12 protein-coding genes are annotated in these 12,825 nt (G+C 73.5%); 6 read left to right on the forward strand and 6 right to left on the reverse strand.

Going from position 1 to position 12,825, the window contains the following annotated elements; translation table 11 throughout:
* Positions 1–13 precede the first annotated feature (13 nt).
* Positions 14–1,036 carry a guanitoxin biosynthesis L-enduracididine beta-hydroxylase GntD gene (gntD, locus tag ABT232_RS16670; RefSeq protein ID WP_351840633.1) on the reverse strand — a complete coding sequence of 341 codons (1,023 nt, stop codon included), beginning with the start codon at positions 1,034–1,036 and terminating at the stop codon, positions 14–16.
* Between the two features lie 304 nt (positions 1,037–1,340).
* Here gntD and ABT232_RS16675 point away from each other — a divergent pair, with 304 nt between their 5' ends.
* The gene (locus ABT232_RS16675; RefSeq protein WP_351840634.1) at positions 1,341–1,553 is read left to right on the forward strand and encodes an MbtH family protein; all 213 of its coding nucleotides are present in this window, start codon (positions 1,341–1,343) and stop codon (positions 1,551–1,553) included.
* A 36-nt stretch (positions 1,554–1,589) separates the two neighbouring features.
* The gene (locus tag ABT232_RS16680; protein ID WP_351840635.1) at positions 1,590–2,540 is read left to right on the forward strand and encodes a D-2-hydroxyacid dehydrogenase; all 951 of its coding nucleotides are present in this window, start codon (positions 1,590–1,592) and stop codon (positions 2,538–2,540) included.
* A 77-nt stretch (positions 2,541–2,617) separates the two neighbouring features.
* Here ABT232_RS16680 and ABT232_RS16685 read toward each other — a convergent pair whose 3' ends face one another.
* Positions 2,618–3,613: a TauD/TfdA family dioxygenase gene (locus tag ABT232_RS16685; protein ID WP_351840636.1), complete on the reverse strand. Its 996-nt coding sequence runs from the start codon at positions 3,611–3,613 to the stop codon at positions 2,618–2,620.
* 289 nt (positions 3,614–3,902) lie between these two features.
* Between ABT232_RS16685 and sbnA the strand changes: the two genes are divergently transcribed.
* On the forward strand, positions 3,903–4,919 hold the full coding sequence (gene sbnA / locus ABT232_RS16690) for a 2,3-diaminopropionate biosynthesis protein SbnA (RefSeq protein ID WP_351840637.1): 1,017 nt from the start codon (positions 3,903–3,905) through the stop codon (positions 4,917–4,919).
* Positions 4,912–5,910: a 2,3-diaminopropionate biosynthesis protein SbnB gene (sbnB, locus tag ABT232_RS16695; RefSeq protein ID WP_351840638.1), complete on the forward strand. Its 999-nt coding sequence runs from the start codon at positions 4,912–4,914 to the stop codon at positions 5,908–5,910. Before sbnA ends, sbnB begins: the two co-directional genes overlap by 8 nt.
* A 139-nt stretch (positions 5,911–6,049) precedes the next feature.
* On the opposite strand, the gene ABT232_RS16700 is transcribed toward sbnB, so the two are convergent.
* Entirely contained in the window at positions 6,050–6,745 is a 696-nt protein-coding gene (locus tag ABT232_RS16700) for a LuxR C-terminal-related transcriptional regulator (RefSeq protein ID WP_351840639.1), read from the reverse strand.
* A 173-nt stretch (positions 6,746–6,918) separates the two neighbouring features.
* Here ABT232_RS16700 and ABT232_RS16705 point away from each other — a divergent pair, with 173 nt between their 5' ends.
* Positions 6,919–7,326 carry a nuclear transport factor 2 family protein gene (locus ABT232_RS16705; protein WP_351840640.1) on the forward strand — a complete coding sequence of 136 codons (408 nt, stop codon included), beginning with the start codon at positions 6,919–6,921 and terminating at the stop codon, positions 7,324–7,326.
* 111 nt (positions 7,327–7,437) lie between these two features.
* Complete coding sequence (locus ABT232_RS16710) at positions 7,438–10,419, forward strand: AfsR/SARP family transcriptional regulator (RefSeq protein WP_351840641.1); 2,982 nt, start codon at positions 7,438–7,440, stop codon at positions 10,417–10,419.
* A gap of 483 nt (positions 10,420–10,902) precedes the next feature.
* On the opposite strand, the gene ABT232_RS16715 is transcribed toward ABT232_RS16710, so the two are convergent.
* The 3 genes from ABT232_RS16715 to ABT232_RS16725 form a co-directional block, all read right to left on the reverse strand.
* Positions 10,903–11,097 (reverse strand): hypothetical protein, encoded by a 195-nt coding sequence (locus ABT232_RS16715; RefSeq protein WP_351840642.1) that lies wholly within the window; start codon positions 11,095–11,097, stop codon positions 10,903–10,905.
* A gap of 164 nt (positions 11,098–11,261) precedes the next feature.
* Positions 11,262–12,044 (reverse strand): thioesterase II family protein, encoded by a 783-nt coding sequence (locus tag ABT232_RS16720; protein WP_351840643.1) that lies wholly within the window; start codon positions 12,042–12,044, stop codon positions 11,262–11,264.
* 17 nt (positions 12,045–12,061) lie between these two features.
* Complete coding sequence (locus ABT232_RS16725; protein ID WP_351840644.1) at positions 12,062–12,823, reverse strand: thioesterase II family protein; 762 nt, start codon at positions 12,821–12,823, stop codon at positions 12,062–12,064.
* Positions 12,824–12,825: the final 2 nt, after the last annotated feature.

A 12,825-nucleotide genomic window follows, 5' to 3' on the forward strand; every position in this document is an offset into this window, starting at 1 on the left:
GTGCGGGTGCCGGTCAGTGGATGACGCGGGCGGCGGCGGCGATGCGTGCGGAGCGGGAGGCGCGCAGGTCGCGGGTGACGTTGACGCGGCGGAGCCAGCGGTCGCGGCCGTCGTAGCGGGCGGCGTAGGGCTTCCTGCCGTGCACGGACTTGTAGTTGTCGATGAACAGGGCGTCGCCGGGCCTCAGCACGACCGAGGTGAGCTTGTCGTCGATCTCCTTGACGAACCGGTCGAAGGCGGCCATCGCCTCGGGGTCGTCGTCGCGGCGGTCCATGAAGTAGGGGTCGAGCCGGCCGTACGGGGCCTTGGGGTCGCCGAACAGGACGGGTGTCAGCGGCGGGTTGCTGTTCATCTCCTCGACCCAGGCGAAGCTGCGCTCCAGCAGCTCGCGCGGCGCGTCGCCGTCCCCGCCGCCGCGGTTCTTCGGCAGGTGCGACTCGTCGGGCCGGACCACGTAGCGCGGTTCCATCAGCGTGCGCACCGTCTCCTCGTCGAGGTCGAGGTCGTCGAAGACGGCGTACGTCGTCTCCACGGCGTCGGGGTTGCGCAGGCACAGCAGGCCGACGTAGTGGGCGCGGTTGGGGTGGAAGGCGTCCTCGGTGTGCCACCACAGCGGGGCCTCGGTGGAGGAGTTGATCTGCTCCGTCTCGTGTCCCTTGATCGGCATCACGTCGTGCAGCAGCCGTCCGTCCTGCTGGGTGGCCCAGGCGATCGGGTCGCCGAGCAGCGAGGCGCACAGCAGCAGGAACAGGTCCTCGCGGGCGGTGCCGTCCTGGCGTGCGCCGCCCCAGTGGGCGGGGGTGTCGCCGATCGCGTCGTCGTCGACGCGGAAGCCGGTGAACAGGCAGCCGCCGGCCGGTTCGTGCAGCCGGAAGTGGTTGGCGGCGGTCCGCACCGCGCGCGGCATCTCCTGCGCCCAGACCGCGAGGTGGTCCAGCAGCGCGGGGTCGTCCGGGCGGTCGTGGCCGTCGAGGATATCGGCGACGAGCACGTCGATCCGGCGACGGTCGTCCTCGCTCAGCTCAATGGTGAACATCTCGCTCCTCGGTTCTCGCCCGCCGGTGCGGGCCGGATCTCACCCGGTTCCACGTGTCCGGTTATTCCCGACGACCGTATGGACGGGCGGCCGCAGCGGTCAATGAGCGTTTCTCCGATCGTGTCACCACACGTCGCGCAGCGATTTCAACGCCGTGCGCAGAAGGCGTCAACAAAACGGGGAGGCGGCGCTGCACCGGGCACGGTCGACGGTTCCGGCGCCGCCGCTAGGCTCGATCCGAAGGAATCGCCCGCGAATTGCAGACCGCGTGCCGAACGATACGCCCGCAGGAAAGGAAATCGCCGTGTCCGAGAATCAGCAGGCCCCGGAATTCCACGTGGTGGTCAACGACGAGGAGCAGTACTCGATCTGGCCCGCCGACCGCGAACTGCCGGCGGGCTGGCGCTCCGACGGCGCGTCCGGCAGCCGTGCGGCGTGCCTGGAGCACATCGAGCGGGTGTGGACGGACATGCGGCCGCTGAGCGTGCGCCGGCACGCCGACGCGGCGGCCGGCTGAGCCGTGGAGGGTCGCGTCCGCGTCCGGACGTTCGGCATGCCGGCCGGCCGTGTGGCCGAGGACGTCGCCGCCGCGTGGCCGGAGGCCGAACTCACCGAGGCACCCGCCCACGACGGCCCCGCCGGCGACGATCCGGACGGCGACCGGAACGGCGGCTTCGCGGCCGCGCTGGTCTGGGAGTGCGCGCCGGAGCGGCTGGCCCGTTTCGTCGCCGCGCAGCCGGACCTGCGCTGGCTGCACACCACGGCCTCCGGTCTGGCGCCGGAAGTCCTCGACGTGCTGGCCGCCCGCGGTGACGTCACCGTCACCAACGGCGCCGGCACGCACGGGCGGGCGGTGGCCGAGCACGTCGTCGCGGTGACGCTCGCCCACCTCAAGCGGCTGCCCGGTCTGATGGCCGCGCAGCGCACGGCCGACTGGCGGCCGCCGGAGGCCGGGGAACTGGGCGGGCTGCGGGCCGGTGTCGTCGGCCTCGGCGACCTGGGCCGGCACACGGCGCGGCTGCTCGCCGCGTTCGGCACCGAGGTCGTCGGCCTGCGGCGCGGCACGGCACCGGTCCCGGAGGTGAGCGAGACCTACGGGCCGCGGGAGTGGAAACGCTTCTACGACGGGCTGGACCTGCTGGTGGTCTGCGCGCCGCTCACCGAGTCGACCCGCGGCATGGTCGGCCGCGACCAGCTGGCGCTGCTGCGGCCGGGCGCGTTCCTGGTGAACGTCGGGCGCGGTCCGGTGGTCGACGAGCGGGCGCTGATCGAGGCGCTGCCCACCGGCCGGCCCGCCGGAGCGGCGCTGGACGTGTTCGCCACCGAACCGCTGCCCGCCTCCTCACCGCTGTGGTCGACGCCGGGTGTGCTGGTCACACCGCACTGCGCCGACGCCACGCCCGGCACCGGCCGGCGTGTCCTGGGTCTGGTGGTGGACAACATCGCCCGCCACCGCTCGGGCCGCGCGCTGCGCAACGTCGTGGATGTCGCGCGGGGTTATTGACCGCGTCCGGGGGTGCTCGTACGAAGGGGCCGTCGCACGGTGCACGCCGTGCGACGGCCCCTCGGTGCGTTCCGGTCTCACACCCGCAGCGCGGTCCGGCCGGCATGGGCGTCCACCTGCCGCTGTCCGTAGCCGTGCTCCAGGCGCTCGCGGGCCGGCCGCTGCCGCGGCGAGCGCACCAGGATCCGCTTGAGCCAGCGGTCGGTGCCGTCGTAGCGCGGCTGGAAGGCGGTACGGCCGTGGACGGCGGCGTCGTTGTCGATGACCACGAGGTCACCGGGGGCGAGCGGCACGCCGAAGCTGCCGGCCTCCAGCGCCCGGCCCAGCCGCCCGTACGCCGCCCGGAACTCCTCGTCGTCGGTGAGCAGCCGGGAGTAGGACGGGTCGTAGCGCAGCCCGAGGCTGCCCTCGCGCTCCCACAGCGTCGCCATGCCGACGGGTTCGCGCGCGGCGGCGGTGTCGTCCCCGTAGCTGTCGTCGGGCAGGATCGCCACCTGGGGCCTCAGCAGCTGCCGGATGTCCCGTGCGTCGAGTCCGGCGCTGGAGACGGTCGACAGGCGGCTGCCGATGCCGTCGGGATTGCGGACGCAGACCAGCAGCAGGAGGTCGGCGCGGTCGGGGTGGAAGGCGTCCTCGGTGTGCCACTCCAGCGCGGTGGTGCTGCTGGAGCCGATCTGCATCTCCTCGCAGCCGGGGCTCGGCACGATGTTGTGCACGATCCGCCCGTCCTGCTGGTCGGTCCAGCCGAAGACGTGCCCGAACCGCTCCGCGACCAGCACCAGCGCGATGTCGAGCGCGGCGCACCGCTCGCGGTCGGTGTCACGCCAGTGCAGCGGGGTGGGGCCGGGGTCGGTGAAGCCGGCGAACAGGCCGCGCACGACGCGGTGGCCGACGCCGGGGGCGGGCGGCCGCAGCGCGGCGGACAGCCGTTCGGCGAGCGGCTGGGGCAGCCGGGCGGCCGGGTCGGCGAGCACCGAGTCGCCGAGCAGTCCGCGGGCGGCGAACTCCTCGGCCGCCGTCACGAGCGCTCGGCGGCTTTCGACGTCCACGTCGTGGGATTCCAGCACAGGCATGGGAAGACCTTTCGGGCACGCGGGAAAGCGGGATGCATGGCAGCGGCCCAGCCTTTTCGGCGGCACGGAGGACGGTCAAGGTTTTCGCCCTGCCCGCGCCATAAATCAGCGCATCGCTGAGGAATTCGGCGAAGGCACTCAACGAACGGCGCAGAAGGGGGTGCACCGGGCCGCTGATGTCACGGCCGGGCGCGGCTTCTATCGTCGATTCCGCATCACCCCTGCGTTCGCCGATTCCACCGCGCACGAACGCAGCCTCCTGGCCGGCGCGCGGGTCGAAAGGAATGCAGTGATAGCGGACCACGCTTTCGAGCTGTTCAGTGAACACGCCTTCCTCTCACTGCCCGACTTCGCGGGGACGTTCGCCACGACCGTGAAGATCGAGGGGCTGAACGCGGCCGGCTCGATCAAGCTGAAGACCGCCCGCGGACTCGTCGAGGCGCTGGAACGCAGCGGCCGGCTGACGAGCGGCAGCGCGCTGATCGAGTCGACGTCCGGCAACCTGGGCATCGCGCTGGCGTCGGTGTGCGCGGCGAAGGGTTATCCGCTCACCCTGGTCACCGATCCCAACGCCAACGACGCCAGTGTCCGGGCGATGCGGGCCCTGGGCGCCGATGTGATCGTCGTGACCGAACGGGACGCCAACGGCGGCTACCTCCAGACGCGCATCGACTGTGTGCGGCGTCTGCTGGCGGCCGATCCGGCGCTGGTGTGGACGGACCAGTACGCGCATCCCGCCAACCCGGCGACGCACCGGTACACCACCGCCATGGAGATCATGAGCGGTTTCGGCCCGCCCGACTGGCTGTTCGTCGGCACCGGCACCGCCGGGACGCTGATGGGCTGTGTGCAGGCCGTGCGGGAACTCCGCGCGCCGACCCGGATCGTGGCGGTCGACACGGTCGGCTCCGTCACTTTCCAGGCGGCGCCGGCCAAGCGGCACATCCCGGGCCTGGGCAGCAGCAGGCCCTCGCAACTCCTGGACGACGACGGCAGCTTCACCAAGGTGCTGGTGCCGGAGGCCGACACCGTGCGCACCTGCCGGCGCGTCGCGCGCCGCTACGGACTGCTGGTCGGCGGGTCCACCGGAACGGTGCTGGCCGCGGTCGCGCGGCTCGCTCCGGCGATCGCGGCCGGCAGCCGCGTCCTCGCGGTCTCCCCCGACCTCGGCGACCGCTATCTCGACACCATCTACAACGACGACTGGGTGACCGAACGCTATGGCGCCGAGGTGCTCGACGACGCGCCCGCCGCCGGCCGTTCGCTGCCCGTACGCCGGAAGGACGAGCTGATCAACCATGCCTGAGTTCTCCGTGATCACCGCACCGCAGGTCGCCCAGGTCCTGGACGGCCAGGAGGCGCGCGTCGTGGATTTGGTGCGGGAGGCCTACCTGGCCCACCACGACGGCGACAGCGTCAACCCGGACAGCTACTTCCTGCGGTTCCCGCAGAAGCCGGAGGCGCGCATCATCGCGCTGCCCGCCTACCTCGGCGGCAAGACGGGCGTGGCCGGGATCAAGTGGATCGCCAGTTTCCCGCACAACGTGCGCTCGGGGCTGCAGCGCGCCTCCGCCGTCCTCGTCCTCAACGACTTCGAGACCGGCTATCCGCTGGCCCTGCTGGAGTCGGCCGCCATCAGCGCCGCGCGGACGGCTGCCTCCGCGGCGCTGGCGGCGGCCACGCTCGGCCCGGACACGGTGCGGCGCGTCGGGGTGGTCGGCGCCGGTCCCATCGCCCGCACGGTGTGCCGGTATCTCGCGGCCACCGGCGGCGGGCTGCCCGAGGTGCGCTGCCACGACCTCGACGCCAGCTCCGCGGACCGCCTGGTGGACCACCTGCGCCAGACGTACGGCAGCGACGCGCGCACCGGGACGCTGTCCGATGCCCTGGACTGCGACCTGGTGGTGCTCGCCACCACCGCGCCGGAGCCGTACATCCACGCCCCGCACCACGCGCTGCGCGCCGGGCAGCTGGTGCTCAACCTGTCGCTGCGTGACCTCGCCCCGGAGCTGCTGCTCGAAGCGAACAACGTGCTCGACGACGTCGAGCACTGCCTGAAGGCGGCGACCTCACCGCACCTGGCCGAACAGCTCACCGGTTCCCGCGACTTCGTCACCGGCACGCTGGCCGGGGTCCTGCGGGGCGAGGTCCGTCCCGACCCCGCCCGCCCCACGGTCTTCTCCCCCTTCGGCCTCGGCGTGCTGGACCTCGCCGTCGGCCACCACGTGCACCACACCGCGTCGGAAGCGGGCCTCGCGCTGTCCCTGCCGGACTTCTTCGGCGACACGACACGGTGAGGCGGGGGATCCGTCGGGGGTGGGTCGGTGGGGTTGGGTCGGTGGGGTTGCCGGGGGCGCGGTCCGAACAGGCCGGCGGGCCGTCCGCCGCTCACCGCCCGCCGCCCGGCCCCTCAGCCCTCCCGGACCCACCGCCCCCTCACCGCCAATCCGGCCCCAGTCCATGTCCCAGCAGCACCGCCTCGGTTCGGGTGCCGAGGCCGAGCTTGGTGAGGATGTGGTAGACGTGGCTGCGGACGGTCGCTTCCTGGATGTAGAGCCGGCGGGCGATCTGCGCGTTGGTGATGCCCTCTCCGAGTGCCACCAGCACCTCGCGTTCCCGTGCGGTCAGCTCCTCCAGGGCCTCCGAGGGGCTGACGCGCTGCCGGGTCAGCCGGGAGGCGGCCCAGCCGACGAGGACCTCCGCGATCGAGGAGGACAGGAAGGTCCGGCCACGGGAGGCGGCCAGGACCGCGACGCCGATGTCCTGTTCGCCGGTGCAGGGGTCGACGTATCCGTGGACGGTCTGCATCACGGCGCTGCGCAGCGCTCTGGTGTCGTCCGGCCGCATCACGACCACGACCGCGGGTGACCGGCCCTCCCCCGTCCGGCCCGCCGCCGGTACGACGGCTTCCGGCCGGTCCGGCAGCTGCCGCGCGCCCACCAGGAGGACGTCGGGCCGCCGCACTCCGCCGGTGAAGGCGTGCACCGATCCGTAGTCGCCCACGACGTCGATCACGGACGAGGCCTGGGCCAGCGAGCGGATCCCGGCGCGTTGCAGCGGATCGTCATGGATGATCACGGTCCGCACCAGGTCGGAGGCGGGGTGTGCCTCGGCCACCTGTTGGTTCGTCATGTCTGTTCCGACTCCCTCTGGGGTTGGAGGTCCTCGACGTCGGTCAGCTTGGGGGGCGGCGCTATCGCGGCGCCATCGGCCGGGCGGGCCGTGGGGCGATAGCGGCCCGATAGCGGCTCGGAAGCGTCCGGTCGCACGCTGGCACGGGGCAGCGACGAAGGAGAGGAAGCGCCATGCCAGTGGAGGACCCGCACCGCCCGTCGCCACCACCCGCCGGCCTCACCGCGGCCGGGGTGGATCATGTGCGGTTGCAGTACGAGTACCTGGCCGCGCGCGACATCGACGGCTATCTGTCGCTGCTGGACGGGGACGTGAGCGTCGACGGTCCGCGGGGCAGCCGGGAGCGCGGGCGGGAGGCGGTCGGCGCGCTGCGCGGCAGGCAGCTCAGCGACGGCAGTCTGTCGTGCTCGGTGTCGCAGGTCATCGCCTCGGGGAGCGCGGTGGCCGCCGTCGGCCGCTACCGGGGCGACGCGCTGCACGGACGCTGGGTGGACGCGGAGTTCTGCGAGGTGTTCACCCTGGCGCCAAGTGGTCTGCTCCTGTCTCAGAAGACCTTCTACCGCGTCGACCCGCCCACGTAGACTGGCCGGGCCGCCGCGCGAGGCCGGGCCGCGGCCGGCTCCGGCCGGTGCGTACCGCCGCGTTGCCGGAGGCTCCGGCGCCCCGACGGATGAAAGGTCAACGGATCGGCCATGTCGCAGACCAGCGTTGAGACGTCGTGCCTCACGTACCGACTTCTCGGCCCGCTGGAGGTCCGCGACCCACAGGGCGGTCCGCTGCGCATTCCGCCGGGACGGCAGCAGACGGTCCTCGGGGCCCTGCTGCTGGAGGCGAATCGGGTCGTGTCGATGGACCGGCTCATCGACATCGTCTGGGACGACGAACCGCCGCGGACGGCCCGGACGCAGATCCAGATCTGTGTCTCCCAGCTGCGCGCGGGACTCGATCGCGCGAGCGGTGAAGAAACGATTCAGACCCAGGCTCCGGGCTACCGGCTGCAGATCGAGGAGCACCAGCTCGACCTGTCCGCGTTCACCGCGGCCCGCGCCGCCGCCGACGCCGCGGTCGCGCGCGGCGACGACCTGGAGGCGTCGCGGCTGCTGGGCGAGGCGCTCGCGCTGTGGCGCGGACCGGCGCTGAGCGGCACCGCCAGCCGTGTGCTCCAGATCGCCGCGGCCCAGCTCGACGAGGCCCGGCTGGCCGCCCGTGAGGCGCTGGCCGACGTCGACCTGCGGCTCGGCCGGCACCACGCCCTGGCGGGCGAGCTGACCGGCCTGGTCGACGAGCACCCGCTGCGGGAACGCCTGCGCGGCCAGCTGATGCTGGCGCTGTACCGGTCCGGCCGCCAGTCGGAGGCGCTGGAGGTGTACCGCCGGGGCCGCGAGACGCTGGCGGAGGAACTGGGCCTGGACCCCGGCAACGACCTGCGGGCGCTGCAATCGGCCATTCTCTCCGCCGACCCCCGGCTGCTGCTCCCGGACAGTGCGCCCGCGCCCGAGCCGCCGCGCCCGGAGGAGGACCCGCCGCCGGGGGCCCTGGCCCCGTTGCAACTGCCGCGCGACATCGCCGACTTCACCGGCCGTACCCGCGAGATCGAGCAGGTCGGCGCGCTGCTGTCGGAGGACGGGGGTACCGCGACCCGGATCGTGGTGCTCGCCGGGAAGGCGGGCGCCGGCAAGAGCGCGCTCGCCGTGCATGTGGCGCACCTGCTGGCGGAGTCGGCCTTCCCGGACGGCCAGCTGTACCGCGACCTGGGCGCCTCGGGGGCCGCACCGGCCACCGCGGAGGACGTGCTCGGCCGCTTCCTGCGGGCGCTCGGCGTGCCCGGCGAGGCGGTGCCGGAGACGCTGGACGAACGGGCGGAGCTGTACCGGCAGTTGCTGGCCCGCAGACGGGTGCTCGTCATCCTGGACGACGCCGACGACGGCCGCGACCTGCACGCGCTGCTGCCGGGCTCCTCCAGCAGCGCGGTGCTGATCACCAGCCGGTCCCGGCTCGCCGGGCTGGCCGGCGCCCAGGTCGTCGAGGTCGACGCCTTCGACACGGGGCAGGCCGTCGCGATGCTCCGCGAGGTCATCGGCCCGGACCGGGTGGACGCCGAGCCGGAGGCCGCCGAGGCGCTGGTGCGGCTGGTCGGCGGGCTGCCGCTGGCGCTGCGGATCGTCGCCGCCCGGCTGGCGGCACGCCGGCACTGGTCGCTGGCGTGGATGCTGGAGCGGCTCTCCGACGAGCGGCGCCGGCTGGACGAGCTGGCGCACGGCGAGATGATGGTGCGCGCCTCCCTCGCCATGACCTACGACGGCCTGGAGCCCGACGCCCGCCGGCTGCTGCGCCTGCTCAGCCTGATCGACGACCCCGCCTTCCCTACCTGGACGGCGGCGGCACTGCTGGACATGGACCTCTACACCGCCGGCGATCTGCTGGAACAGCTGGTGGACACGCAGATGCTGGAGATCTCCGGCATCGACATCGACTGCAGCCCCCGCTACCGCTTCCACGGACTGATCAAGCTCTTCGCCCGCGAGCGGCTGGAGCACGAGGACGGCGACGAGGCCCGCCATGCCGCCGTGGAACGCCTCACCGGCGGCTGGCTGGCCCTGACCGCGGAGGCCCATCGCCGCCTGTACGGCGGTGACTTCACCGTGCTGCACGGCACCGGCCCGCAGTGGCCGCTGCCGGAGCGGCACGTGCAGGGCCTGCTGGCCGATCCGCTGCGGTGGCTGGAGGCCGAGCACGGCCATCTCGTCTCGGCGGTGGCGTCGGCGGCCGCCAACGACCTGCCGGAGATCTGCTGGGACCTCGCGGTGTCGCTGGTCACGCTGTTCGAGGCGCGCTGCTATTTCGACGACTGGGAGCGCACCCACGACATCGCGCTGGAGGCGGTGCGCCGGGCCGGTCTGCGGCGCGGCGAGGCGGCCGTGCTGTCCTCGCTCGGCTCACTGCACCTGAGCCGGTCCAGGCTGCCGCAGGCGCGTGCCCGGCTGGAGCCCGCCGCGACGCTCTTCGAGAAGCTGGACGACGGGCACGGACTGGCCCTCGCCCGGCGCAACCTGGCGCTGCTCCATCACATCGACGGCGAGGTCGACTCCGCCGCCGTGCTCTACCGGCAGGCGCTGGAAGGGCTGCGCGCGCACGGCGACCTCGCCGGTCAGGCGCATGTCCTCGGCCAGCTGGGCCACATCGCCTTGGTGCACGGCGACGAGGACGAGGCCGGGCGGCGTATCCACGAGGCGCTCGAGGTGTGCCGCGCCACGGGTGGCGGCCGGGTCGAGGCGCAGTTGCGCTACCGGCTCGGCGAGCTGCTGCTGCGCCAGGGCCGGGCCGAGGAGGCGCGGGCCACGCTGGTGGAAGTGCTGGAGCGGGTCCGGGCCGATCAGGACCTCAACGGCCAGGCGCGGATCGCGCACCGTCTGGGGCTCGTGGAGCGCCGGCTCGGCCGCGGCGAGGAGGCGTGCGAGCGGCTGCTGGAAGCCCTGGAGTGCCATGAGCGGCTGCGCGACGACCGCACCGGGGCCCAGGTCCGGCTCGATCTGGCGGAGACCCTGGCGGAGCTGGGCGATCGGCACCAGGCGGCGCATCACCTCGGCCGGGCGCTGCCGTCGTTGGAGGAGTTCGGTCTGGCCGAGGCGGCCGGACGCGCCCGGGAACTGCTGCGGACCGTCGGCCCTGCGTGACGTCGGCCGCCGGATGCGGCGACTCGCCCTGACGGGGCGGTGGACCCCACGGAGTGCCGGAGTCGATCACCGGCTACGGCAGCCGGACCGCGCGGGACGGTCACGGGCCCTGCAGTGTCCCGGAGTCGGCCGCCGGCTGCGGCAACCCGCCCGCACGGGGCGGTCAGAGGCCCGACGATGTACGCGAGTCGACCGCCGGCTGCGGCAGCCCTATCGCGCGGGGCGGTCACGGATCCCACGGAGTGCCGGAGTCGATCTCCAACTGCGGCAGCCCCACCGCGCGGGGCGGTCAAGGGCGCCAGGGAGTGCGCGAGTCGGCCGTCGGCTACGGCAGCCCTATCGCGCGCGGCGGCGGTCACGGCCCCACGGAGTGCCCGAGTCGGTCGCCGTGCCGGCCTGCCGCCCGGTCGCACGCGGCGGTCACGGGCCCCACGGGGTGCCCGAGTCGATCGCCGGCTACGGCAACCCGCCCGCACGGGGCCGTCACGGACCCCACGGTGTGTCCGAGTCGATCGCCGTGCCGGCCTGTCGCGCGGCCGACGGTGCGGCGTCGGCCGGGGCGGTGACCTCTGCGAGGGTGCGGGCGTCCGCTTCGTGGGCCGTGCCGATCCCGAGGACCGGTACGAGCAGCAGGAGCAGTGCGACCCAGCCGGTGCGCAGTCGAAGTGCGGCCTTCATTGGCGTCTCCCCGTTCGTCGTCGTGTCACCGCCGGTTCGGCCCGGCCGGTGACACCGACGTTAGGAGTGACCGCCATCACGGCACTATTGTGCTCGCTTCAGCCACTATCGCGCCTCGAGCCGGCCCCGAGGAACCCGCTGTGAGCTGCGCGGACGCCCGCCGCTCACACCGCGTCCAGCTCCCGCAGGCGGTCGTGGACGGCTCCGGCCACGGCGGGCAGGTGGTCGTTGAGGAAGAAGTGACCGCCCGGCAGCGCCGTCAGCCGGAACTCGCCCTCGCTCTCCCGTTCCCAGGCCCGCATCCGCTCCGGCGACGCCGAGGCGTCGTCCTGTCCGGCGAAGGCGTGCACGGGCATGCCGAGCGGCGGGCGCGGTGTGTAGGGGCAGGTCGCGACCGTGGTGAGGTCGGCGCGCAGGGTGGGCAGCATCAGGGCCAGCAGCTCGGGGTCGTCGAGGACGTCCTGCGGGGTGCCGCCCATGTCCCGCAGATAGTCGACCAGGTGCGCGTCGGACTGATCCCACGCCGGCACCTCGCGTTGCAGGAAGGGTCCGGGGCTGGCCCCGACGAACAGCGCCCGGGCCTCGGGTGCTCCGGCCGCCCGCAGCGCGTGCGCCACGTGGAAGGCCACCTGCGCGCCCATGCTGTAGCCGAACAGCGCGTACGGCCGGTCCAGGCGCGGTCCGAGCGCCTCGGCGACGTCCGCGGCGAGCGGCTCCATCCGGTCGTACGGCGTCTCCCGGAAACGGGCGTCGCGGCCGGGCAGCAGCACCGGTTCCACGCTGACGCCCGGCGGCATCAGCGGCGGCCAGGTGCGGAACATGGTGGGGCTGCCGCCGGCGTAGTGGAAGCAGAACAGCCGCAGCCGGACCGTGGCCGGTACCGGTCCTGTGCGCCTGATCCAGCGGTCGGCCGTGGTCGGGCGGGCCGGGCCCGCGAAGGTGCTCACCGTGTCTTCCCTCCCTCTCACGCCGCCGGCACGGCACCGGTGTGTGCCAGTCCGGCCGCCAGCACCTGGAGCAGCGGCTCGGGCGCGCCGGTGAAGGTGTAGTGCCGGCCGTCCAGCAGTACGTCGGTGGTGTCGCCGCACACCGGCCAGCCGCCCATCGTGGTGTACGGGACCTCGACGTCCTGGCGCCAGCCGATGGCGGTGATCGGGCACGGCAGCCGCGTCGGTTCGGCGACGTGGTAGAGCTTGTTGGCCTCGATGTCGGCGCGCAGCACGCCGAGCGACAGCTCCAGCAGGCTGCGTACGGGCTTGCCGCCGAGTTCGACGACGAGTCGGCCGAGTTCGTCGAGGAGTTCCTCGTCGGTCATGCCGAGGAACCGGCCGCACGGCCCGTCCTGCGGGGCGACCTGCGAGGAGACGAACAGCCGGGCCGGGGCGGGATGGCCGCGTTCGACGATGCGTACGGCCGTCTCGTAGGCGCCGAGCGCCGAGCCGCAGTGCCCGAACAGGCCGTAGGGGCGGTCCAGGTACGGCAGCAGTGCCTCGGCGAGGTCGTCGGCCATGGCCTCGTAGGTGGGGTGCGGCTGTTCGCGCAGCCGGTTCTCGCGGCCCGGCAGCTGTACCGCGCAGACCTCGACGCCGTCGTCGAGGAACTCCGGCCACTGCCGGTACATGCTGGCCCCGCACCCGGAGTACGGGATGACGAAGAGGCGGGCCTTGGCGCGTGGACTGGGTTCGCGCAGGAACCACTTGGTGCGCGGGCGGGCGGAGGTGGGCATCG

This window comes from Streptomyces sp. NPDC001532 (assembly GCF_040298625.1).
Lineage (GTDB): Bacteria > Actinomycetota > Actinomycetes > Streptomycetales > Streptomycetaceae > Streptomyces.